This window comes from Nocardioides aromaticivorans (assembly GCF_013408525.1).
Taxonomy (GTDB): domain Bacteria; phylum Actinomycetota; class Actinomycetes; order Propionibacteriales; family Nocardioidaceae; genus Nocardioides; species Nocardioides aromaticivorans.
In genome coordinates this window covers 1,876,187-1,897,036 of record NZ_JACBZM010000001.1, presented here as the reverse complement: position 1 = coordinate 1,897,036, position 20,850 = coordinate 1,876,187, and the positions used below count along the sequence as shown (strand labels likewise).

General features: G+C 72.7%; 23 protein-coding genes. 9 read left to right on the top strand and 14 right to left on the bottom strand.

Annotated elements, in window-relative coordinates:
• Window positions 1-19 precede the first annotated feature (19 nt).
• Together BJ993_RS08865 and BJ993_RS08860 are read right to left on the bottom strand one after the other, a co-directional pair.
• The gene (locus BJ993_RS08865) at window positions 20-820 is read right to left on the bottom strand and encodes an ABC transporter permease (protein ID WP_036549482.1); all 801 of its coding nucleotides are present in this window, start codon (window positions 818-820) and stop codon (window positions 20-22) included.
• On the bottom strand, window positions 817-1,776 hold the full coding sequence (locus BJ993_RS08860; protein WP_218864652.1) for an ATP-binding cassette domain-containing protein: 960 nt from the start codon (window positions 1,774-1,776) through the stop codon (window positions 817-819). Before BJ993_RS08860 ends, BJ993_RS08865 begins: the two co-directional genes overlap by 4 nt.
• Window positions 1,777-1,950: 174 nt before the next feature.
• On the opposite strand from BJ993_RS08860, the gene BJ993_RS08855 reads away from it, so the two are divergent.
• Genes BJ993_RS08855 through BJ993_RS08845 form a run of 3 tightly spaced genes read left to right on the top strand, consistent with a single transcriptional unit; the run spans window position 1,951 to window position 4,278 of the window.
• Window positions 1,951-2,484, top strand: coding sequence for a Dps family protein (locus tag BJ993_RS08855; RefSeq protein WP_051932697.1), 534 nt, complete (start codon window positions 1,951-1,953; stop codon window positions 2,482-2,484).
• Window positions 2,485-2,524: 40 nt separating this feature from the next.
• Window positions 2,525-3,736, top strand: coding sequence for a cytochrome P450 (locus tag BJ993_RS08850; protein WP_179648474.1), 1,212 nt, complete (start codon window positions 2,525-2,527; stop codon window positions 3,734-3,736).
• On the top strand, window positions 3,733-4,278 hold the full coding sequence (locus BJ993_RS08845; protein WP_179648473.1) for a TetR/AcrR family transcriptional regulator: 546 nt from the start codon (window positions 3,733-3,735) through the stop codon (window positions 4,276-4,278). The genes BJ993_RS08850 and BJ993_RS08845 overlap by 4 nt, the downstream gene beginning before the upstream one ends.
• Here BJ993_RS08845 and BJ993_RS25360 read toward each other — a convergent pair.
• Window positions 4,257-4,808: an MmcQ/YjbR family DNA-binding protein gene (locus BJ993_RS25360; protein ID WP_218864651.1), complete on the bottom strand. Its 552-nt coding sequence runs from the start codon at window positions 4,806-4,808 to the stop codon at window positions 4,257-4,259. The genes BJ993_RS08845 and BJ993_RS25360 overlap by 22 nt on opposite strands.
• Before the next feature lie 57 nt (window positions 4,809-4,865).
• Here BJ993_RS25360 and BJ993_RS08835 point away from each other — a divergent pair, with 57 nt between their 5' ends.
• Window positions 4,866-5,366, top strand: coding sequence for a mycothiol transferase (locus tag BJ993_RS08835; protein WP_179648472.1), 501 nt, complete (start codon window positions 4,866-4,868; stop codon window positions 5,364-5,366).
• 7 nt (window positions 5,367-5,373) lie between these two features.
• On the opposite strand, the gene BJ993_RS08830 is transcribed toward BJ993_RS08835, so the two are convergent.
• The gene (locus BJ993_RS08830) at window positions 5,374-6,381 is read right to left on the bottom strand and encodes a nitronate monooxygenase (RefSeq protein WP_308645522.1); all 1,008 of its coding nucleotides are present in this window, start codon (window positions 6,379-6,381) and stop codon (window positions 5,374-5,376) included.
• Window positions 6,382-6,417: 36 nt separating this feature from the next.
• The gene (locus tag BJ993_RS08825; RefSeq protein WP_179648471.1) at window positions 6,418-7,713 is read right to left on the bottom strand and encodes an MFS transporter; all 1,296 of its coding nucleotides are present in this window, start codon (window positions 7,711-7,713) and stop codon (window positions 6,418-6,420) included.
• A gap of 80 nt (window positions 7,714-7,793) precedes the next feature.
• Between BJ993_RS08825 and BJ993_RS08820 the strand changes: the two genes are divergently transcribed.
• The 3 genes from BJ993_RS08820 to BJ993_RS08810 all read left to right on the top strand — a co-directional run bounded on the left by BJ993_RS08820 (window position 7,794) and on the right by BJ993_RS08810 (window position 9,869).
• On the top strand, window positions 7,794-8,105 hold the full coding sequence (locus BJ993_RS08820; protein ID WP_179648470.1) for a DUF1905 domain-containing protein: 312 nt from the start codon (window positions 7,794-7,796) through the stop codon (window positions 8,103-8,105).
• A 130-nt stretch (window positions 8,106-8,235) separates the two neighbouring features.
• Window positions 8,236-8,601 carry a YciI family protein gene (locus BJ993_RS08815; RefSeq protein WP_179648469.1) on the top strand — a complete coding sequence of 122 codons (366 nt, stop codon included), beginning with the start codon at window positions 8,236-8,238 and terminating at the stop codon, window positions 8,599-8,601.
• An 83-nt stretch (window positions 8,602-8,684) separates the two neighbouring features.
• Window positions 8,685-9,869: an RNA polymerase sigma factor gene (locus BJ993_RS08810; protein ID WP_308645704.1), complete on the top strand. Its 1,185-nt coding sequence runs from the start codon at window positions 8,685-8,687 to the stop codon at window positions 9,867-9,869.
• Here BJ993_RS08810 and BJ993_RS08805 read toward each other — a convergent pair.
• The 6 genes from BJ993_RS08805 to BJ993_RS08780 all read right to left on the bottom strand — a co-directional run bounded on the left by BJ993_RS08805 (window position 9,838) and on the right by BJ993_RS08780 (window position 15,392).
• Window positions 9,838-11,112 carry a sensor histidine kinase gene (locus tag BJ993_RS08805; RefSeq protein ID WP_179648468.1) on the bottom strand — a complete coding sequence of 425 codons (1,275 nt, stop codon included), beginning with the start codon at window positions 11,110-11,112 and terminating at the stop codon, window positions 9,838-9,840. The two genes, BJ993_RS08810 and BJ993_RS08805, sit on opposite strands and share 32 nt — an antisense overlap.
• Window positions 11,105-11,848, bottom strand: coding sequence for a response regulator transcription factor (locus tag BJ993_RS08800; protein ID WP_242530403.1), 744 nt, complete (start codon window positions 11,846-11,848; stop codon window positions 11,105-11,107). Before BJ993_RS08800 ends, BJ993_RS08805 begins: the two co-directional genes overlap by 8 nt.
• 1 nt (window position 11,849) lies before the next feature.
• Window positions 11,850-12,233 (bottom strand): hypothetical protein, encoded by a 384-nt coding sequence (locus BJ993_RS08795; protein WP_179648466.1) that lies wholly within the window; start codon window positions 12,231-12,233, stop codon window positions 11,850-11,852.
• Entirely contained in the window at window positions 12,233-14,035 is a 1,803-nt protein-coding gene (locus BJ993_RS08790) for an Ig-like domain-containing protein (RefSeq protein ID WP_179648465.1), read from the bottom strand. Before BJ993_RS08790 ends, BJ993_RS08795 begins: the two co-directional genes overlap by 1 nt.
• Before the next feature lie 188 nt (window positions 14,036-14,223).
• Entirely contained in the window at window positions 14,224-14,802 is a 579-nt protein-coding gene (locus BJ993_RS08785) for a signal peptidase I (RefSeq protein WP_179648464.1), read from the bottom strand.
• 59 nt (window positions 14,803-14,861) lie between these two features.
• Window positions 14,862-15,392 carry a TasA family protein gene (locus BJ993_RS08780; protein ID WP_179648463.1) on the bottom strand — a complete coding sequence of 177 codons (531 nt, stop codon included), beginning with the start codon at window positions 15,390-15,392 and terminating at the stop codon, window positions 14,862-14,864.
• Between the two features lie 201 nt (window positions 15,393-15,593).
• Here BJ993_RS08780 and BJ993_RS08775 point away from each other — a divergent pair, with 201 nt between their 5' ends.
• Both BJ993_RS08775 and BJ993_RS08770 read left to right on the top strand, forming a co-directional pair.
• Window positions 15,594-17,525: a M3 family metallopeptidase gene (locus tag BJ993_RS08775; RefSeq protein ID WP_179648462.1), complete on the top strand. Its 1,932-nt coding sequence runs from the start codon at window positions 15,594-15,596 to the stop codon at window positions 17,523-17,525.
• A 142-nt stretch (window positions 17,526-17,667) separates the two neighbouring features.
• Complete coding sequence (locus BJ993_RS08770) at window positions 17,668-18,441, top strand: PadR family transcriptional regulator (protein WP_179648461.1); 774 nt, start codon at window positions 17,668-17,670, stop codon at window positions 18,439-18,441.
• A gap of 95 nt (window positions 18,442-18,536) precedes the next feature.
• On the opposite strand, the gene BJ993_RS08765 is transcribed toward BJ993_RS08770, so the two are convergent.
• From BJ993_RS08765 to BJ993_RS08755, 3 genes are all read right to left on the bottom strand, one after another.
• Complete coding sequence (locus BJ993_RS08765) at window positions 18,537-19,643, bottom strand: TolB-like translocation protein (protein WP_179648460.1); 1,107 nt, start codon at window positions 19,641-19,643, stop codon at window positions 18,537-18,539.
• On the bottom strand, window positions 19,636-20,181 hold the full coding sequence (locus BJ993_RS08760) for a SigE family RNA polymerase sigma factor (protein WP_036549441.1): 546 nt from the start codon (window positions 20,179-20,181) through the stop codon (window positions 19,636-19,638). Before BJ993_RS08760 ends, BJ993_RS08765 begins: the two co-directional genes overlap by 8 nt.
• A gap of 112 nt (window positions 20,182-20,293) precedes the next feature.
• A complete protein-coding gene (locus BJ993_RS08755; protein WP_179648459.1) occupies window positions 20,294-20,839 on the bottom strand; it encodes a winged helix-turn-helix transcriptional regulator in 546 nt (181 codons plus the stop codon).
• Window positions 20,840-20,850 lie beyond the last annotated feature (11 nt).

Here is a 20,850-nt window from a genome sequence, read left to right as displayed (position 1 = left end):
GGCGACCGGGCGTCGCCGCCTACTTGCTGGTGGTCAATCGGTACTGCCGCACGGACAGCGGCGCGAACACCACGATGATGCCGACCACCCAGATCAGCGTGTAGGCGACCGGGTGCTGCAGCGACCAGGCGTCGGAGCCCGGGCCGACGCCGGTGTTGCCGAACAGGTCGCGGCTGGCCTGGGTGACCGCGGAGACCGGGTTCCACTCCACCACCGGCTTCAGCACGCTGTTGAACGAGGACGTCGGCACGAACGCGTTCGAGATGAAGGTCAGCGGCATGATCACCATGAAGGAGGCGTTGTTGATGACCTCCACGCTCGGGACCATGAGGCCGACCCAGGCCATCACCCAGCTGATCGCGTAGCCGAACACCAGCAGCAGCGCGAAGCCGGCGAGCGCGTCGAGGGCGCCCTCGCGGATCCGCCAGCCGACGAGGAGCCCGGTCAGCGCCATGATGATGAGCGACAGCACGTTGTAGACCACGTCTGAGGACGTCCGGCCCACCAGCACCGCCGAGGGCGACATGGGCAGCGACCGGAACCGGTCGATGATGCCCTTCTGCATGTCCTCGGCGAGGCCGGCGCCGGTGAACGTCGCGCCGAACACGATGGTCTGGCCGAAGATGCCGGCGATCAGCCACTCGCGGTAGTTGACGCCGGGAGTGTCGATCGCGCCGCCGAAGACGTAGGCGAACAGCAGCACGAACATGATCGGGCTGAGCAGGACGAAGACCAGGATCTCCGGCACCCGCACGATCTTGATCAGGTTGCGCTGGGCGACGACCCAGCCGTCGCCGAGGGCCTGCACTGCGCTGCTCACTGGTCTTCCTCCGTGCTCTCGTGGCCGGTCAGGGACAGGAAGACGTCGTCGAGGGTCGGCCGGCGCAGGCCGACGTCGAGCACCTTGACTGCTTCTCGCTCGAAGGCCTCGAGCACGCGCCGCAGGTCGCTGGCGGCCTCCTCGCCGGCCGCGGCCTTCAGCTCGCGGCCACCGTCGGAGACCTGCACCTCGCCGACGGCGACCTCGTTGAGCACCCGGACCGCCGCCTCGGTGTCGGCGCTGCTCGCGAGGACGACCTCGATCCGCTGGCCGCCGGTCTGGGCCTTGAGCTCGTCGGCGGTGCCGTGGGCGATCTCGCGCCCGTGGTCGATGACCACGATGTCGTCGGCGAGCACGTCCGCCTCCTCGAGGTACTGCGTCGTGAGCAGCAGGGTGGCGCCGTCGCTGACCAGCTCGCGGATGACGTCCCACATCAGCTGGCGGCTGCGGACGTCGAGGCCGGTCGTCGGCTCGTCGAGCACGATGACCGGCGGCGCGGCGACCAGCGCGCAGGCGAGGTCCAGGCGCCGGCGCTGGCCGCCCGAGTAGGTCTTGGTCGGCCGGTTGGCGAACTCGGTCAGGTCGAAGCGCTCGAGCAGCTCCTGGGCCCGGGTCCGGGCGACCTGGCGGCCGAGGTGGTAGAGCCGGCCGATCATGACGAGGTTCTCCGACGCCGTCAGGTGCTCGTCGACGGCGGCGTACTGACCGGAGAGGCCGATCTTCGCCTTCGCGGCCGCCGGGTCGGCGATCACGTCGATGCCGGCCACCCGGGCGCTGCCGGCCTCGGGCTTCAGCAGGGTGGTCAGGCAGCGCACCGCCGTCGTCTTCCCGGCGCCGTTGGGCCCCAGGAGCGCCAGCACCTTGCCCTCCGGCACCGCCAGGTCGAGACCGGCCAGGGCCTCGACGTCCTTGTAGCGCTTGACCAGTCCGGTCGCGCTGATCATCGGTTCGCCCATCGCTCTGCGTGTCTCCTCGTCGTGCCGTCCCCAGGTGCTCTCGACCCTAGGGACCACCGCCGACAACCGGATTCATCGCGGCGAAGGCAAGGCTTGCTTTTCTGGAATCATTCAAGAAAGCGTGGCAGGGTGGAGGAACCGCAACGAGCGAACGAGCGAAAGGGAGCACCACCCATGACGACCACCGCGACCCAGCACCGCACCGAGCGCCACGTCTCGCACCCCGCCTTCCGTGCCGACGAGCAGCTCGCCGGGCACCTCCAGCAGGTCCTCGTCGACCTCAACGACCTCGCCCTGCAGGGCAAGCAGGCGCACTGGAACGCGGTCGGCCCGAACTTCCGCGACCTCCACCTGCAGCTCGACGAGATCGTCGACGCCGCCCGGGAGTTCACCGACGCCGTCGCCGAGCGGATGCGCGCCCTGTACGTCGTCCCGGACGGCACCTCGGCCCGGACCGCCGCCCAGTCCAGCCTGCCGGCGTTCCCGCGTGGCGAGGTGGTGACCGGTGCTGTCATCGACGCGATCGTCGCCTCGATCTACGCCGTGACCGGCACCGTGCGCGAGGTGCACGACGCGGTCGACGCGGCCGACCCGACGACCGCCGACCTGTTGCACACCATCCTCGAGCGGCTCGAGCAGCTCGCCTGGCTGACCGATGCCGAGCGCCGGGTCCCCGAGGCCTCGGTGCCGGAGGCGCTCCTCGCCTGAGGCACTGGACAGATTGGCTGACCTGTCTCATTCTAGTGACATGTCAGCCGATCTGTCTGCACCTGTCGCCTACCGCCCCGGAGGCGGTGCGGCGTGGCGCGAGCCGTGGCCGTCGTACGCCGCCCTGCGTGAGCACGACCCGGTCCACCACGTCGTCCCCGAGGGCCGGCCGCAGCACGACCACTACGTGCTCTCGCGGCACGCCGACGTGCTCGCCGCGGCCGTCGACGTCGCGACCTTCTCCAGCAACCACGGCCTGACCGTCGAGTACGACGAGCTCGAGCGGATCGGCCTGGCCGACAACCCGCCGTTCGTGATGACCGACCCGCCGGTCCACACCACCTTCCGCAAGCTGGTCGCCCGGGGGTTCACGCCCCGGCAGGTGCGCGAGCTCGAGCCGGTCGTCCGGGCGTTCGCCGTCGAGCGGTTCGAGCGACTGCGCGACGAGGGCGGTGGCGACGTGGTCGCCGAGCTGTTCAAGCCGTTGCCGAGCCTGGTGGTCGGCCACTACCTGGGCGTCCCCGTCGAGGACCAGCCGCGCTTCGACGACTGGAGCAGCGCGATCGTCGCCGCCAACGTCGCCGCCGAGGGCGTGGCCGCGGCCGCCTCCGCGGCGGACGCGACGATGGAGCTGATGGGCTACTTCTCCGAGCTGGTCGAGCGACGTCGGGTCGAGCCGGGGGAGGACACGGTCTCCCAGCTGGTCCGGGCCGACGTCGACCTGCTGGAGATCCTCGCGTTCGTGTTCACGATGGTGGCCGGCGGCAACGACACCTCGACCGGCGCGCTCGGCGGCGCCGTCCAGCTGCTCGCGCAGCGGCCCGACCAGCGGGCGCTGCTGGCGGGCGACCCGGGCCTGGTGGCGGACGCGGTCGAGGAGTTCCTGCGGCTCACCTCGCCCGTGCAGGGCCTGGCCCGCACCACGACCCGTAACGTCGAGCTGCACGGGGTCGTCGTACCCGCGGGGCGCAAGGTGCTCCTCCTCTACGGCGCCGGCAACCGCGACCCCCGCCGCTACGGTCCCGACGCCGACGAGCTCGACGTCCGCCGCGCGCCCAGCCAGATCCTCAGCTTCGGCCAGGGCCACCACCACTGCCTCGGCGCGGCCGCGGCGCGACTGCAGATCCAGGTGACGCTGGAGGAGCTGGTCCGGCGGATCCCCGACTTCGCGGTCGACGAGGACGCGATCACGTGGGCCCCCGGTCCCTATGTACGACGCCCGCTGGCCCTGCCGATGACGGTGCTCCCGTGAGCTGGGTCGACCGGCGCACCCCCGCGGTCGAGCGGATCCTCGACGCGGCGGGCCGGCTGTTCGCCGGCCGGGGCGTGGACGCGGTGTCGATGGCCCAGATCGCCGCAGCTGCGGGCTGTTCGCGGGCGACGCTCTACCGCTACTTCCCCGACCGGCCCTCGCTCCAGCTCGCCTTCGTGCAGCGCGAGGCGGTGCGGGTCGGCGCCCTCGTCGCCACCGACCTCGCCGGCGCGCGCCGCGGAGCGGACCCGTTGACCGAGGGGGTGCTCGCCGCGCTGCGACACGTGCGCGCGAATCCCGCGCTGCTCGCATGGTTCGGCGACCCGGACGCCGCCCACACCGCCGACCTCGCGCAGGGCTCGGAGGTGGTCGAGGCGCTCGGGCTCACCATGGCGGCCGACCCCGACGCCGCGCGGTGGCTGGTGCGGGTGATCGTCTCGCTGCTCACCGTGCCGGGGGGTGACGAGGCGGAGGAGCGGCGGCTCGTGGAGCGCTTCGTCGCGCCCGTGGTCGCCGTGGGTCAGTCGCGCACCCAGCGGTAGACCTGCCCGTCGCGGACCTCGACGCGGTCGGGCGGGCGTGGTCGCGGGTGCTGGCGCAGGTGGGCGAGCACCTTGGTCCGCCCGCGCAGCACGAGCTCCTTGTCGTGCCAGTGCAGATAGGGATGGAGGAGCGGATGGGCGCCGGAGAAGTCGCGCGCGTCGATCAGGCTCCACGCCCTGGCGGTGGGCTCGGGCAGGTCGGGCAGGTCGTGCAGCATCCTCGGGACGCACATCCGCCACGCGTCGGTGACCAGCTCGCGCATCTCGTCGCCGTCGAGCGGGCCCAGCCGCGCGCACACCCAGTTGAACCGCAGGTCCTGCGGCCGCGGCAGGAAGAAGGTGTCGGGGGCCGAGGCCACGAGGTCGTCGCGCTGCTCCTTCGGGAAGCCGAAGCCCATCGCCTGCTCGTCCTTCGAGAACGCCAGGAAGACGATCTGGCCGATGTAGTGCTTCCACAACCCGCCGGTCTGGCGCTCGACCGCGCGGGGGAGCGGCAGCACCACCCGTCGTACGGCCTCGGCATCGGTCATGCCAGTGCACGCTAGCGGTGGTCGCCGACAGTCGGCGCGGCGTCGTACCGTCGGGGCATGAGCCCTGCCGATCTCCTCATCGACTCCCTCGGCCGCGTGCTGGAGAGCGTCGAGGCCGTCCTCGACGGCGCCTCCGACGACCTGCTCGCCGAGCGCCCCGGCCCCGACGCCAACACCATCGCCTGGCTGGTGTGGCACCTCACCCGTGTCCAGGACGACCACGTCGCCGGCGTCGCCGGCAGCGAGCAGGTCTGGACCGCCCAGGGGTACGACGCCCGGTTCGGCCTGCCGTTCGAGACCGGCGACATCGGCTACGGGCAGACCTCCGCGCAGGTCGCGCAGGTCCGGGCGTCGGCCGACCTGCTGGCCGACTACCACCGCGCGACGCACGAGCGCTCGCTCGCCTACTTCGCGTCGCTCGGTGCCGACGACCTGGACCGTGTCGTCGACGAGCGCTGGGACCCGCCGGTCACGCTCGGCGTGCGGCTGGTCAGCGTCGTCAACGACTGCACGCAGCACGTCGGCCAGGCGGCCTACGTACGGGGACTCCTGGGCTGAGCCCGGCTCACACCAGGCCCCGGACGATCTCCGCGGCCGGGGCCGCGACCGCCGACCGGTGGCCGGTGCCGGCCCACAGGTGCAGTCGGTGCGGGTCGCCGGCCGCGGCGGCCGCCCGCCGCAGGTCGCGGGTCAGGTGGTGCAGCTCCGGATAGCCGTACGGCGCCGTGGTGCCGTGCCGATCGACGAAGCCGTTGCGCAGCGCCCGTGCCGGCCGGCCCGTGAACGCGTGGGTCACCACCGTCGTGGCGAACGCCGGGTCGGCGAGGGTGGCGCGGTGCGTGGCCGACGTCCCGGCCTCTTCGGCCCGGAGCAGCAGCGTGCCGACGGCGACCGCCTCGGCGCCGGCCGCCAGCAGCGCGTGGACCGCAGCCGGTCCGTCGACGCCGCCGCCCGCGAGGACCGGCAGCGGACTCGTCGCGCGGACGGAGCGCACGACGTCGCCCGTCGCCTCGTCGCGGATCGGGCGCCGCGGGTCGAAGGTGCCGCTGTGCCCGCCGGCGGCAGGTCCCTGGACGACGAGGCCGTCGACCCCCGCCTCCTCGGCGGCCCGCGCCTCGTCGGGGGTCGTGACCGTCGCCAGGACCCGTGAGCCCGCGGCCTGCAGGCGGCGGATGTCGGCCGCCGCCGGGAGGCCGAAGGTCAGCGACACCAGCGGGACCGGGTCGGCCACGAGCAGGTCGACCTTCTCGCCCCACGCGTCGTCGTCGTGCCGGGGCTCGCTGGGCAGGTCGACGCCGAGCGCGGCCGCCTCGTCGGCGAGCGCGGTGCGGTAGGCGGCGTACGCGGCCGGGTCGATGGCACCGGGCTGGGGGACGAAGAGGTTCACCCCGAACGGGCGGCCGGCGGCCCGCGCCTCACCGAGCAGCGACTCGAACGCCGCCGCGGTCAGGTAGCCGGCCGGCAGGAAGGAGAAGCCGCCGGCGTCGGTGACCGCCGTGGCCAGGGCGACGGTGGTGGGCCCACCGGCCATCGGCGCCGCGATGATCGGGAGGTCCGTGTCGAGCAGGCTCACCGCTCCAGTGTGGCGGCCGCGGGAAATTGATTGATGTCAATCAATTCGCGCGGCAGGCATCGCCGTCACCCGGTAGCGGACGAACGACGGCACCGCCAGCGCCGCCACGACCACCAGGACGACGACCAGCACCCCGCCACCGGCTGCCGCGGTCGCCGTACCCACCATGGCGGCGGAGGCGCCGTGCGCCACGTCGGCGATCCGCGGACCCCCGGCGACGACGACGATGAAGATGCCCTGCAGGCGGCCGCGGACCTCGTCGGCCGCCGCGCTCTGGAGCATCGAGGTGCGGAACGCCGCCGAGGCCATGTCCGCGGCGCCGCCGACCACGAGCATCAGGACGGCCACCACGAGCCACAGCCGCGTGGAGCCGGGCATCGAGTCAGCGCAGAGGACGGCCAGGCCGAAGCCGACCATCGCCAGGCCCCAGACCACGATGCACCACACGACGGCCCTGCCCTGGGCGGAGATCCGCGAGACCCAGCCGGAGAAGACACCGCCGAGCACGGCGCCGGCGGGGATGCCGGCGAAGAGCAGCGCGAACGCGAGGCCGCCCTCCTCGGGACCGAGGAAGCTCTCGTGGGCGATCTCGGGGAAGAGCGCGCGCGGCATGCCGAAGACCATCGCGATGATGTCGACGACGAAGGACATCATCAGCACCGGCTGGGTCCGCAGGTAGGTGATCCCCTCGACGACCGAGCGCAGCCCGGGCGTCCCGCTGACCACGCCCTCGACGGGCAGGCGCGGCAGTCGTACGACGGCCCACAGCGTCGCGAGCAGGCAGACGGCGTCCGCGAGGTAGAGCCACGAGAAGCCGGTGAACGGGATGAGGATGCCGGCGATGAGCGGGCCGCCGATGGCGCCGGCCTGCATCACGGTCATGTTGAGCGAGTTCGCGGCCGGGAGCACCTCGGCGTCGAGGAGCCGCGGCAGGATCGCCGACCGGGTCGGCTGGTTGACCGCGAAGAAGCCCTGCTGCACGGCGAACAGGCTGAGCAGCAGCCACACGTTGCCGACGTCGAGGGCGGCCTGCAGCCAGAACAGGGCCGCGGTCCCGATCAGCCCGGTCGTGGTGACCATCATGATCGTGCGGCGGTCGAAGTGGTCGGCCAGCGCACCGCCCCACAGGCCGAAGACGACGAGTGGCACGAGGCCGAAGATGCCGGTCAGGCCGACATACGCCGACGAGCCGGTGTCGGCGTAGATCTGGGCCGGCACGGCGACGACCGTCAGCTGCGCGCCGACGACCGTGATGATGTTGGCCGTCCACAGCCGCCGGAAGTGCGGGTTCTTCAGCGGCCGGGTGTCGGCCAGGATCCCGCGGAGGCTCACCGGGTCAGGCTACGGAGTGGTCGGACGTCTCGATGAATCCGGGTCGATGAATCAGCGCGGATCGGACGGTCGACACGGTCATGAGCACTGGACACCAGGACGCCGGGACGAGCGCGGTCGGACCGCTCGACATCACCTTCACCGAGACGCTCCGCAGGAGCGACGCCAAGGGCGGCTGGACCTATGTGGTCTGGCCCGAGTCGGCCGAGCGCTTCGGGACGCGCGGCCGGGTCAAGGTCCGCGGCACGATCGACGGGACGCCGTTCGAGACCTCGTTCATGGCGCTCGGCGACGGCAACCACAAGCTGCCCGTGACGACCGCGCTGCGCGTCGAGAGCGGCAAGCAGGAGGGCGACACCGTCGAGGTGCACCTGACGGAGCGGCTCTCCTAGGGGGAATCCGGAAGCCGCGACGGGAAATCCCGTGGCAGGCTGTCGTATCGGTGCAAGTCCCTTCGTGGTGGAGATGTGAGGCGGTCATCGGGGCCGCCCCGGACACCCGAACCGACCGAGGAGAAGAGCCATGACGCAGTACCTGCTGGCCGTGCACGGCAACGAGGCCGACTACGCCGCGATCACCCCCGAGCAGGCCCAGGAGATGTTCGCGGCCGTCGACCAGTTCAACCAGAAGCTCCAGGCCGACAACGTCTGGGTCTTCGCCGGCGGCCTCGAGGGCGTCGGCAGCGCGAGCGTCGTCGATGCGTCCGGCGACGCGCCGGTCATCACCGACGGCCCCTACCTCGAGACCAAGGAGCACATCGGCGGCTTCTGGATCATCGACGTCCCCGACGACGCGACGGCGCTGCAGTACGCCACCGAGGGCTCGCGGGCCTGCCAGGGCAAGGTCGAGGTGCGGCCGTTCGCGCCCGAGCCCCCGGCCGACGCGTGACGGACCGCCCGGTGGTCGAGGAGGTCGCGCAGCGACCGTCACGAGACCCTGACGCGACGTCCGCCCGGACCGCGGTCGAGCGGATCTTCCGCGAGGAGTACGGCCGGCTGATCGCCTCCCTCGTCCGCCGCTTCGGTGACATCGACATCGCCGAGGAGGCGGCGGGGGAGGCCCTGGTCGCCGCGCTCGAGAAGTGGCCCGAGGCGGGCGTCCCGCCCAACCCCGGCGGCTGGCTCACCACCACCGCCGGCAACCGGGCCATCGACAAGCTCCGTCGCGAGAAGGTGCGCGAGACCAAGCACGAGGCCGCTGCCATGCTGTACGACGACACCCCGCACGAGCCGACCGGCGCGATCACCGACGACCGGCTGCGGCTCATCTTCACCTGTTGCCACCCTGCACTCGCGCCGGAGGCCCGGATCGCGATGACCCTGCGCCTGCTCGGCGGGCTCACGGTCGCCGAGATCGCGGCCGCCTTCCTCGTCCAGGAGACGACGATGGCCCAGCGGATCACCCGCGCCAAGGCCAAGATCAAGGGCGCCAACATCCCCTACAAGGTCCCCGAGGCCGAGGACCTGCCCGCCCGGGTGGGCGCGGTGCTCGCCGTCCTGCTGCTGATCTTCAACGAGGGCTACCTCTCCACCGGCGACGGCGACCCGATCCGGGCGGACCTGACCGGTGAGGCGATCCGGCTCGCCCGCACGCTGCACGACCTGATGCCCGACGAGCTCGAGGCCACCGGCCTGCTGGCACTGCTGCTGCTGACCGAGTCGCGCCGTGCGGCGCGGGTGCGCGGCGACGAGCTGGTCACCCTGGAGGAGCAGGACCGAGGCGGCTGGGACCGCGCGCTGATCGCCGAGGGCCAGGACCTGGTCCGCGCCTGCCTCGCCGCCAACCGGCCCGGTCGCTACCAGATCCTCGCGGCCATCAACGCCGTCCACACCGACGCCCCGACGGGCGCGGCGACCGACTGGGCCCAGATCGCGGCCCTCTACGACCAGCTCTCGCGGATCGACCCGTCGCCGATCGTCGCGCTCAACCGGGCCGTCGCGATCGCGGAGCTCGACGGGCCCGAGGTGGCGCTGGCGATCGTCGACCGGCTGCCCCTGGAGACCTACCACGCCTGGCACGCGACCCGGGCCGAGCTGCTGCGCCGGCTCGGTCGCTCGGCCGAGAGCCGCGAGGCGTACGACGCCGCGCTGGCCGTGTGCGACAACACCGCCGAGCGCGCGTACCTCACCCGGAAGCGGGACCAGCTGGCGCCGTGACCCGGTCGCGGGGCGGCAGCCACAGCACGAACCGCGTGGTGGCCGAGGCGGTGTCGATCGACAGGTGGCCGCCGCAGACGTCGGCGAGCTCGGACGCGACGGCGAGCCCGATCCCCTCGGACCCCGCGGACCCGGTGCTCACTCCGCGGTGGAACACGTCGGTCCCCAGCGCCCGGGTGCCCTCGTCGCCGACCACCAGCTCCAGGTGCGTTCCGGCGTCGCGGACCTCGACGCCGATGGTGCCGGCACCGTGCTTGCGGGCGTTGTCGAGGAGGACGTCGAGCACCTGCTCCACCGGCCCCCTGGGCACGCGCGTCCGGGACCGCCGCCCCTCCTGCTGGAAGGTGATCGTCCGTCCCGTGGAGGCCAGCCGTCGCTCCCACCGCTCGACGCCGGCGGTGGCCAGCGCGACCAGGTCGATGACTTCGTGCGCGTCGATGCGGCGCCCACGGGCCAGGTCGAGCAGCTCGTCGACGGCGGCGTTGAGGCGGTCCAGCTCGGCGATCCCGCGCTCCAGCTCCTCCCGGACCTCGGGCGCCGTCTCGGGCCACAGCGTCAGGTCCTCGAGCCCGAGTCGCAGCGCCGTGACGGGCGTGCGCAGCTGGTGCGAGGCGTTGGCCGCGAACTCGCGCTCGCGGCGTACCAGGTCGTCGAGCTGGGCCGCCGCGCCACGGAGGGAGGCCCCGATCTCCTCGGCCTCCGGGACCGCGTACGACGGCACGTCGAGGTCGAAGTGCCCGCGGCCCAGCTCCCGCGACAGGCCCGCGAGCTCCTGGAAGGGGCGCGACATCCGGCGCGCGATCGCGAAGCCCAGCACCGCCGACCCGACGGCGAGGACCAGGCCCAGCAGCACGAGCGGGGTGATCGCGTCGCGGACGCTCGAGCTGATGGTCTCGCCGGACACGCTCAGCCGCAGCGAGCCTCCGTCCGGGAGGGGCTTGGTGACGATGATCCCGCCCTCGCCGTCGACGGAGTCGCCGACGGCGACCTCGGCACCGTCGGCGGGGCGGTACTCGACCCGGTCGGCGCCGGCGAGGCCGTGCTCGAGCAGCGCCGCGTCGACCTCGCCGCCGGCATCACGTCGCTCCTCGACCAGGCCGGCGAGAGCGGTCGAGGTGCCGTCGAGGGTGGCCCGCTCCTGGTCGCGGACCAGGTCGGCGAGGAAGTAGGCACGGGGCACGCCGTAGAGCCCGATGACGGCGAGGGTCAGTCCGACGAAGGCGATGACCAGCCGCTCACGCATCGCGCGGGGTGTCCTCGAGCCGGAAGCCGACGCCCCGGACGGTGCCCAGGGCGATGGGGGCGTCGCTGTCCTGCAGCTTCTGGCGCAGCCGGCCGATGGTCGCGTCGAGGGTCTTGGTGGAGCCGAACCAGTTCTCGTCCCAGACCTCGGCCATCAGGGTCTCCCGGCTGACGACCGCCCCGCGGTGCTGCTCGAGCAGCGCGAGGACGTCGAACTCCTTGGCGGTCAGCGCCAGCTCCTCGTCGCCGGCCCACACGCGGCGCGCTGCACGGTCCAGCCGGAAGTCCGGGACAGCCGGCGCGGCGGGCCCGGCCGCCGACGGCGCTGCCGCCGGTGCGACCTCGGGCGCCGCCTCGACGACGGCCGGCCGGTGCGAGCGGCGCAGCAGGGCACGCACCCTCGCGAGCAGCTCGGACAGGCTGAAGGGCTTGGCGAGGTAGTCGTCGGCCCCGACGTCGAGGCCGACCACCCGGTCCAGCTCGCCGGCCCGGGCCGTGAGGATGACGATGCCGCCCTCGTAGCCCTGGGACCGGAGCTGTCGGCACACGTCGAGTCCGTCCATGTCGGGCAGGCCGAGGTCGAGGAGCACCAGGTCGACACCGCCCGCGGCCACCGCGTCGATCGCGGCATGCCCCGCGGCGACCCGCTCGACGTCGTAGCCCTCGCGCTGCACGGCGCGGAGCAGGGGCGCGGCGATGGCGTCGTCGTCCTCGACGATCAGCAGGCGCACGGGCACCTCACCGAGCATAGGGGGCCGGACCGGCCCAGGCGGACCGGGCACGCTCGCGCCGGTCGACCTCGATGGCGACGAGGATGCCCATCGCCACCGCCAGGACGATCCCGGCCCTCGCGTCGATGTCGTGCCGGACCTGGCCCGGGAGCCCGATCGTCAGGGCCAGCACGGTCAGGCACAGCTGCGCGCCGGTGACGACCACGACCGGGAGCCTGGTCTCCAGCGCGTTCACGCGGGACAGCGCCAGCGCCGACAGCAGGCTCAGCGGCGCGAGGATCGCGGCACTGACCGACGTACGGTCACCGATCCCGCCGGCCCACCACACCTGGCACAGGCCGAGCAGGGTCATGAGGATGGTCGCCGTCCGCCAGCCGCGGGTGTGGTTCATCAGAGGTCCCTGTCCGCTGGTCCGGACTCCGTCACCGGCGTCGCGGCGCAGGCGCCCCCACCGAGCGAGGTCGCGGCGGTGGACGGGGTCCACACCATCGTCGGCGCCACCGACGACGTGCGCAGGCCGCCGCCCGACGCGAGCGTCCCGACGACGATCGTGACCACCGTGCGGCCGACCCCGTCGACGGTGACGGTGGATGCGGTCATGGTCGCGTTGAAGGTCGCCGTCTTGCGGGCCTTGACGTAGTCGTCGCGCAGGCCGATCGAACCGAGCTGGACGGCGTTGCCGTTGCGCAGCACGTCGAGCACGTCGGTCCGGTTGCCGCCGCCGACCAGGTTGCCGTCGCGCAGGCGCAGGCTGACCGGCAGGGCGGCGCCGGTCCAGCCGGCGGTGATGCTCGCCGGGGCGACGGACTCGCTGTAGGTCAGGGTGATCGTGTCGCCGGCGTCGAGTCGCCCGAGGGTGCCGTCGCCGTTGGAGGCCTGGACGTCGACGGCACGCAGGGTGCTGTTGTCGACCTTGCGGGCGCTGACGACCGCCGAGGTGGAGGCGGCGCCGCGGCCGTCGACGACGATCGCCCGCAGGTCGTAGCTGCCGTTGGCGACCGTGCGCGTGTCCCACGCGCAGGAGTACGGCGCCGTGGTGCTCGTGCAGAGGTCGGTCCACGTGCTCGTGCCGGTCGCGGCGCGCTGGATGCGCACCGAGGCGACACCCGCGGTGGAGTTGGCCTGCGCGGTCACCGTGACCGTGCCGGAGAGGTACGCGCCCGGGTCGTCCACGGAGATCGACGAGACGGTGTTGTCGACGACGCGGCCGGTCACGCCGGCCGAGGTCGCGGTGTTGCCGGCGACGTCGGTCGCGACGGCCCGGAACGAGTAGGTGCCGTCGGTGAGCGTGGTCGTCGCGACGCGGCAGCTGAACGGCTCGGCGGTGATCGTGCAGAGCGTCTGCCAGGTGCTGGTGCCGTTGCGGAGGTGCTGCAGCACGACCTGCTGGACGCCGGAGCCCGCGTCGGTGGCGCTCGCGGCGAAGGTGACCGAGCCGCTGAGCGGGCTGCCGGGGTCGGTCATCGTGACCGTCGGGGCCAGGTTGTCGACGAGCACGTCGCTGACGACGGCCGAGGTGACCGTGGTGGTGCCGGACGTGGCGACGGCGCGGAGGTCGAAGGAGTCGTTGGCGAAGGACGTCGTGCTCCAGGTGCAGCCGAACGGGGCGGACAGGCCGGAGCAGAGCGTCTTCCAGCTCGTGCTCCCCGCCGTGGCGTACTGGATGGTGACGAGCCACGGCAGCGCGCCGCCGTTGTAGACGGTCGCGCCCATCGCGACATTGCCGCGGACGACGTCGCCGGGGTCGGCGAGGACAACGACGACGTTGTTCGCGACCGTGGTCCGCACGCTGTCGGAGAGGCTGGTGTAGCCCGCGCCGTTCACGGCGCGGGCCCGCAGGTCGTAGCTGCCGTCCGCGAGCGAGCCGGTCGCCCACGCGCAGGAGTACGGCGCCGTAGTGTCGGTGCAGACCGTGGTCCAGGTGGACGCCCCGGGGGCGAGGTACTGCAGGGTCACCGACGCGATGCCGGACTCGGCGTCGGTCGCCGTCGCCGACAGGGTCACCGTGCCCTGCAGCGGCGTACCGGGGTTGGCCAGGGTGACCGCCGGGGCGGTCCAGTCCTGCGCGGCCTCGACGGTGCCGGAGGAGGCGCTGGAGCTGGTGAAGGTCGCGTCCGAGAACCCGCTGGAGAAGCGGGAGGCCAGCGCCACGACGAGGATCCCGAGGATCAGGATCGCGGGCGTGCGGCGCATGGTCGGTCCTTCCTGGCGTGGGTGCTGACGGAGGTGTTCGGGGATGCTTCAACGGTAGGGAGAGGCGGACCACGACGGGTCGACGCGATCTCCACGGGCGCTCCACAAATAGGAACGCACTTGTGGGAGGTGCGGGAAGACGACAGCGGCTGCCTCCCGGCCCCACGCCAGGAGACAGCCGCAGCTCGTCAGGCCGTGCGCACCCCGCCCGGTCCACCCCCCAGTGCGGGATCGGGACGAGTGCGTACGGCGGCGACCAGCTGGCCGAGGCTGAGCAGGGCGACGAGCCCTGCCGGGAGTCCGATGACGAGGAGTCGGACCTGAGGATCGGCCAGCGCGATGAGGATCCAGCCCGCGTGCGGGACGCCGAAGCTCACCACGGGCTGCGTGTCGGAGGTGAGCGAGAACAGCCACGGGTCGGGGTCCGGGTTGGCGTCGCCCTTCGTGCGCAGGACCTGCTCACCCTCGGGCGAGCGGCCGATCGCGATGATCCGGTGGGTGACCAGCGTGGTCACCCCGGACGACGCCGGCGGCTGGTAGGTGATCACGTCCCCCACCTCCAGGTCCGCCGCCGCGACGGGCTTCTCGAAGACGATCGAGCCCTTCTCGTACGTCCCGGACATCGACCCGCCGGTGATCACGTAGCGCTCGTGACCCAGCAGTGACGGCAGGACGTAGGCCGCGCCGAGCAACGTCACGACCACGAGAAGGAGATTGCCGAGCAGGCCGGTCGCGCGACTGAGCCGGGGGTGGCGTTGTGCGGTCATGGTGCTCATCTCCGTGGTCTCGGGCCGGTTCTCGTGGCAGGACGTTGCTCAGCGCGGGGTCACTGGTTGGTGGTCTCGCCGTTGAGCTGGATCGAGTCCCACTGGTACGACGCCGAGGCGGTCTTGCCCTGGTCGGCGTTCGGCGTGGTGGTGGCGAGCTTCACGGTGAACTTGTAGGTGGTCGCCACGCCGGGCTGGACGACGCCGAGGTCGTTCTTCGTGCCGTCGACGAGACCGCCGAAGGTGCCGTTGTAGACGGGGGTGCCGGTGGTCGTGTTGGTGATCACCAGGCTGAGGTTGTCGCCCGTGAAGCCGTTGGTCGACGCCGTCTCGGTGAGGCTGAAGGTGGCCGGCAGGCTGCCGGTGTTGGTGAGCGTGAGCGAGCCGTTGAGCGTGTCGCCCGGCTTCATGTTCGTCAGGTTGAAGACAGCGCCGCCGTCCTTGGAGTTGCTCTGCGACAGCGTGCCGGAGGTGACCGCGCTGACGGTGTTGTTGGACTGCGAGGTGAACGTCGCACCCGATCCCACGGCGATGGCGCCGGCGGCGGCCATCGTGGCGAGCGGGAGGAGGACCTTCTTGGACATCTGCATGACTGACTTCTCCTGGGTGTGTTGCCTGGTCTGTGGCGGGGTGTTTCCCGATGGCCAGAACTCTTCCAAGGCGAGGGCCACAGGAGATCGACGCGATTCCTCCACGAAGTCCTCCGCTCCTCCACGGTTTTCCACATCGCTCCACGGGAACTCCACGCCGGACCCGCGCCGACGCGGGGGCGGCGCTCGTAGGATCTCGCCATGACGCCGGCTCCCCTCGCGCTCCCGACCGCGCCCGACCTCTGGCCCGACTGGATCCGGGAGCGCTCGGCGTCCGAGCTCGCCCGCGCGACCGAGCTCGTCGACGGGCTCCGGACCGCGCCGCCGGCCGACCCGGTCGCCGTACTCCGGCAGTGGGACCGGGCCGCCGGCCACCTCGGCAATGTCGCGGCCTTCGGCTCGCTGCTGGGCAACGTGCACCCGCTCGAGTCGGCGCGCGACCTGGCCGACGCCGCCGAGCAGGAGGCGTCGAAGCTGGGCACGCAGTGGAGCCTCGACCGCGAGCTGTACGACGTCTTCGCGGCCATCGACGACTCGTCGGTCGCCCACGACCCGCTCGCCGTGCGGCTCCTCGCCAAGGTGCGGGCCGACTTCCGCCGCTCCGGCGTGGACAAGGACGAGGCGACGCGGGAGCGGATCTCCGCGATCCGCGAGCGGATCACCGAGCTCGACCAGGAGTTCAGCCGGGTCACCCGCGACGACGTGCGCACGGTCCGCGTGCGCCCCGAGCAGCTCGCCGGCATGCCCGCCGACTGGCTCGAGGCGCACCCCGCCGACGACGAGGGCCTGGTCACCGTCAGCACCGACTACCCCGACTCGGTGCCGGTGCGGATGTTCGCGCACGACCAGGGCGTCCGCCGCGACCTCACGATCGCCTTCCTCGAGCGGGGCTGGCCCACGACCGAGGCACTGCTGACCGAGCTCTTCGCGCTGCGCCACGAGCTGGCCACCACGGTCGGCTACGCCGACTGGCCGTCGTACGACGCCGACGTGAAGATGATCGGCACGGGCCCGGCCATCCCGGAGTTCATCGACCGGATCGCCACGGCCGCCGAGGAGCCGATGCGGCGCGACCTCGCCCAGCTGCTGGCGCGCTACCGCCGCGACTTCCCCGACGCGACCGAGGTCCCCGGCTTCGACTTCCAGTACTACGCCGAGCTGGTCCGCTCCGAGGAGTACGACGTCGACGCCCAGCGCGTGCGCACCTACTTCGACTTCGGCAAGGTCCGCCAGGGCCTGCTCGAGGTGACCGGCCGGCTCTTCGACCTTGCCTACCGACCCGTCGACGTCCCCGTCTGGCACGAGGAGGTCACCGCCTACGAGGTCGAGCAGGCCGGCCGCGTGATCGGCCGGATCTACCTCGACCTCCACCCGCGCGAGGGCAAGTACAAGCACGCCGCGCAGTTCACGCTGACCGACGGCGTCGCCGGCGAGCAGCTGCCCGAGGGCGTGCTGGTCTGCAACTTCTCCCGCGGCCTGATGGAGCACGACCACGTCGTGACGCTCTTCCACGAGTTCGGCCACCTGCTCCACCACGTGCTCGCCGGCCACGGCGACTGGTTCCGCTTCGCCGGTGTCGCGACCGAGTGGGACTTCGTCGAGGCGCCCAGCCAGATGCTCGAGGAGTGGGCGTGGCACGCCGACGTGCTGCGCACCTTCGCCAGCGACGCGTCGGGCGAGCCGATCTCCGCCGAGCTGGTCGCCGCGATGCGCGCCGCCGACGACTACGGCAAGGGCATCTACGCGCGCACCCAGATGTTCTACGCCGCCATGTCGTACTGGTTCCACGCCGACCGGGCCGGCGCGGAGGTGCCCGACCTGACCGAGCGGATGGTCGAGCTCCAGGCCCGGTACGCCGCCCTCCCGTACCTCCCCGGCACCCACATGTTCGCCAGCTTCGGCCACCTCGGCGGCTACAGCTCGGCCTACTACACCTACATGTGGTCGCTGGTGATCGCGAAGGACATGTTCAGCGCCTTCGACGAGTCGGACCTGTTCGCGCCGGAGGTGGCCCACCGCTACCGCGACGCCGTGCTCGCCCGTGGCGGGGAGGGCGACGCCGCCGACCTCGTCGCCGACTTCCTCGGCCGGCCGTTCGCGTTCGACGCGTACGCCGCCTGGCTGGCGCGCTAGAAGTCGTCGGCCACCCCCTTGTGTCGGCCAACGCTTACGCGTACGCTTGCGATATATCGCGATACCAACACGAACTGTTTGCGCGATATCCCGAACTCGCAAGCGGGCCCACGAGGCCCCGACAGACGAAGGAGGTCCCATCATGGGACGCCACAAGAATTTCGGACCTGACGACTGCGGCCCCTGGGGCAACCCGGAGCTGCGCGGATTCCAGCGCCGCAACCGCGGCGACTTCGGCCCCGGGCCCTGGGGTGCCTGGGGCGGCGGCTGGGGCGAGCCCGGCCGCGGCGGACGCCACGGCTTCGGCGGTCACGCCGGGCACGGCGGTCCGCCGCCGTGGCTGGTCGGCCTCTTCGGCCAGGGTCGCCCCGAGCCGGGCCGTGGTCCGCGGGTACGCCGCGGCGACGTCCGCTCGGCCATCCTCGACGTGCTCCGCGCGGCCAACGAGCGCGAGGAGTCGCCGAACGGCTACCAGGTGATCCAGCAGATCACCGAGCGCAGCGGCGGCGTGTGGAAGCCGAGCCCCGGCTCGGTCTACCCGACCGTGCAGCAGCTGCTCGACGAGGAGCTCGTCGAGAACGACGAGGCCGGCCGCCGCGGCATGCGGCTGACGACCAAGGGCGCGGCCTGGTGCGAGGAGCACGCCGACGAGCTCGCCGCCGTGTGGGTGCCCTTCGACCGCCGCAAGGAGGCCGAGGCCACCGGCGACGGCGGCCAGCCGGGCAGCGCCGACATCAAGGCCGAGATCGGCCAGGTGATGGGCGCCGTGTGGCAGATCGTGACCGCAGGCTCCGAGGGCCAGCGGCGCGCGGCGGTCGACGTGCTCGTCGAGGCGCGCCGCAGCCTCTACGGCATCCTCGCCGACGGTCCGGACGCCGACCAGGCGCAGCCGGCCGAGGACGAGGACGACGCCTGACCCGACCCGGTACGGCGTGACACGAGGGCCCCGGCCCGGGTGATCCCCGGGCCGGGGCCCTTCGCGTGCTGCCGCCCTGCCGCCCGGCGCTCGCCTCAGCCGGCGTTGAGGAAGTCCGGTGCCAGCACGGTGTCCACGGAGTCGTCGCCCCGGCGGGCGCGCTGCGTGGCGCAGATCCCCGAGGTGAGGCAGCGGCGCACCCACGGCGAGCTGCCGTCCTGGCCGATGAGCGCGCCGTCCTGGGACCAGCCCGCGGAGATGGACAGCCGGTCGAGGGGGACGCGGTCGCCGCCGGCGGTCGGCTCGACGTACTGCCCGTCGGTGCCCCCGAGGAACAGCCACCGGCCGTCGGGCGAGACCGTGACCACGCTGAAGTCGCCCTCGACGGACCGGCGGACCTCCCCGGTGACAGCGTCGACGACGACCCACTGCCCGTCGTCGTTCCTGGCGATGCCCACGCCGGAGCGCACCGACATCGGCAGCCGGGGGAGGTCGGTGACCTTCCCGGAGCGCCACTCGACGCGGTGGGCGACGTGGTCGGCCGTCGAGAAGTACGCCGCGTCGCCGTCCAGCAGCGCCGGTTCGAGGATCTCGCCGCCCGACGCCAGGGTCGACCCGGGCGACGGCAGGGCGACCTGGCCCACCTCGCTGTCGGTCACGACGTCCCAGACGTGCAGGACGAGCTCGTCCGCCCGGCTGGAGACCCAGGCGACGCGCGGCGCTGCGATGTCTCCGTCGACGGTCGGCGTCCCGTCCGGGATGGACAACCGTCGCGTGCTGCCGTCCGGACGGACGAGGGTGAAGCGCCCGGCCTCGCCGACGATGCTCTTGACGACCACGCCGGCCGTGGTCTGGGAGAGCCGGACGACCTGGCCGGGCACGGTGACGGGGATGCCACCCACGGTGACCTCGTGGTCCGTCGCGGACCAGGTCGCCCACGACTCGTACGCCGTCGGGAGCTCGTCCGCGTCGTCCTTGCCCTCGTTCGTGACGGAGTGGTTGCTGCGCGGCTTCCCGGCGAAGGGGTCGACGAGGGCGACCCCGCCCCCGATCACGCCGAGCACGACCGTCGCGGCGGCGACCGTCGCGACGCGGCGACGGGTGCGCAGGGCGCGGCCCCGGGCGGCGATGCCGGCGACGTGGGGGTGCGGCACGTCGACGTCGTCGACGGAGCGGTGCAACAGGTCGGAGAGCTCAGGCATGGGGTCCTCCCGGAGCGGTGGCGGCGAGCTCGATGTCGCCGAGCAGGGTGCGCAGCCTGGTGAGCGCGACCGAGGTCTGGCTCTTCACGGTGCCGGGGGCCACGCCGAGCGCGTCGGCGGTCTCCTGGACCGACAGGTCGTCGTAGAAGCGGAGGACGACGACCGCACGCTGCCGCGGCGAGAGCTGGGCGAGTGCCGCGGCGACGTCGACGCGCTCGCCGACGGTGCTGACGGTGTCGCCCTGCGCCGGCCGCTCGGGCAGGGTCGCGGTGGGTCGCTCGTTGCGGGTGGAGCGGCGCCGGTACCAGCTGGTGGTCTGGGTGACGAGTGCCCGCCGGGCGTAGCCGTGCGCCGCGCCCACGTCGCGGATCCGGTGCCAGTTGCTGTAGGTCCTCGCCAGTGCCGTCTGGACGAGGTCCTCGGCCAGGGCGTGCTCGCGCACGAGCAGGACCGCGGTCCGGTAGAGCGCCGGCCAGGCGGCATGGACGAGCTCGACGAACTCCTCCTCCGTCGGCCCCCGAGACGCGATGACGGGCATGGGTCGATCCTCTCTCGTCGACCGCTGACTGCGGCCTGCGCAGGGAGGACGCCCGGGAGCCGGGTCCGGTTGGGGTGGGTCGGCGTGAATCTGCGCCGCTGCGCTCCGGTGGTCAGCCCTCGAGCCGGCGTCGGCCGGCGAGCGCGTACTCCTCGTCCTTGAGCCGGACGGCCGCCCGGTCCACCGGGACCTCGTGGCCCTTCTCGCACGTCACCGTGACGGACAGCGGCGTACCGCAGTCGCGGTGGACCAGCTCGACCCCGGTCCGGTGGTCGTCGCGCAGCCCCTCGCCCCACTGCACCATGGCGACGATGATCGGGAAGATCCCGCGCCCGCGCTCGGTGAGGACGTACTCGTCGCGGGTGCGCTTGCCGGCCTCGCGGTAGGGCCTGCGGTCGACGATCCCGTCGGCGAACAGCTGCTTGAGCCGTCCCGCGACGACCGCCTCGCTGAGCCCGGTCCGGCGGACGAGCTCCTCGAACCTGGTCCCGCCGTAGAACAGCTCGCGGATCACCAGCATCGCCGAGCGGGTGCCGATGACCTCGAGGGAGCGCTCGATCCGGCACCAGCCCTTCGCGGGCCACTCGTCGCGCTCGGAGAACGCGCCCAGGCGCTCGAGGACGTCGGTCGGTCCAGCCGCGCTGCCGTCGTGATCCATGACTCGATTCT

Coding starts and splice junctions, on each gene's coding strand:
- BJ993_RS08860 (WP_218864652.1), bottom strand. CDS start 1,776: ATGGGCGAACCGATGATCAGCGCGACCGGACTGGTCAAGCGCTACAAG.
- BJ993_RS08855 (WP_051932697.1), top strand. CDS start 1,951: ATGACGACCACCGCGACCCAGCACCGCACCGAGCGCCACGTCTCGCAC.
- BJ993_RS08850 (WP_179648474.1), top strand. CDS start 2,525: ATGTCAGCCGATCTGTCTGCACCTGTCGCCTACCGCCCCGGAGGCGGT.
- BJ993_RS25360 (WP_218864651.1), bottom strand. CDS start 4,808: ATGACCGATGCCGAGGCCGTACGACGGGTGGTGCTGCCGCTCCCCCGC.
- BJ993_RS08835 (WP_179648472.1), top strand. CDS start 4,866: ATGAGCCCTGCCGATCTCCTCATCGACTCCCTCGGCCGCGTGCTGGAG.
- BJ993_RS08820 (WP_179648470.1), top strand. CDS start 7,794: ATGAGCACTGGACACCAGGACGCCGGGACGAGCGCGGTCGGACCGCTC.
- BJ993_RS08815 (WP_179648469.1), top strand. CDS start 8,236: ATGACGCAGTACCTGCTGGCCGTGCACGGCAACGAGGCCGACTACGCC.
- BJ993_RS08805 (WP_179648468.1), bottom strand. CDS start 11,112: ATGCGTGAGCGGCTGGTCATCGCCTTCGTCGGACTGACCCTCGCCGTC.
- BJ993_RS08795 (WP_179648466.1), bottom strand. CDS start 12,233: ATGAACCACACCCGCGGCTGGCGGACGGCGACCATCCTCATGACCCTG.
- BJ993_RS08790 (WP_179648465.1), bottom strand. CDS start 14,035: ATGCGCCGCACGCCCGCGATCCTGATCCTCGGGATCCTCGTCGTGGCG.
- BJ993_RS08785 (WP_179648464.1), bottom strand. CDS start 14,802: ATGACCGCACAACGCCACCCCCGGCTCAGTCGCGCGACCGGCCTGCTC.
- BJ993_RS08780 (WP_179648463.1), bottom strand. CDS start 15,392: ATGCAGATGTCCAAGAAGGTCCTCCTCCCGCTCGCCACGATGGCCGCC.
- BJ993_RS08775 (WP_179648462.1), top strand. CDS start 15,594: ATGACGCCGGCTCCCCTCGCGCTCCCGACCGCGCCCGACCTCTGGCCC.
- BJ993_RS08770 (WP_179648461.1), top strand. CDS start 17,668: ATGGGACGCCACAAGAATTTCGGACCTGACGACTGCGGCCCCTGGGGC.
- BJ993_RS08765 (WP_179648460.1), bottom strand. CDS start 19,643: ATGCCTGAGCTCTCCGACCTGTTGCACCGCTCCGTCGACGACGTCGAC.
- BJ993_RS08760 (WP_036549441.1), bottom strand. CDS start 20,181: ATGCCCGTCATCGCGTCTCGGGGGCCGACGGAGGAGGAGTTCGTCGAG.
- BJ993_RS08755 (WP_179648459.1), bottom strand. CDS start 20,839: ATGGATCACGACGGCAGCGCGGCTGGACCGACCGACGTCCTCGAGCGC.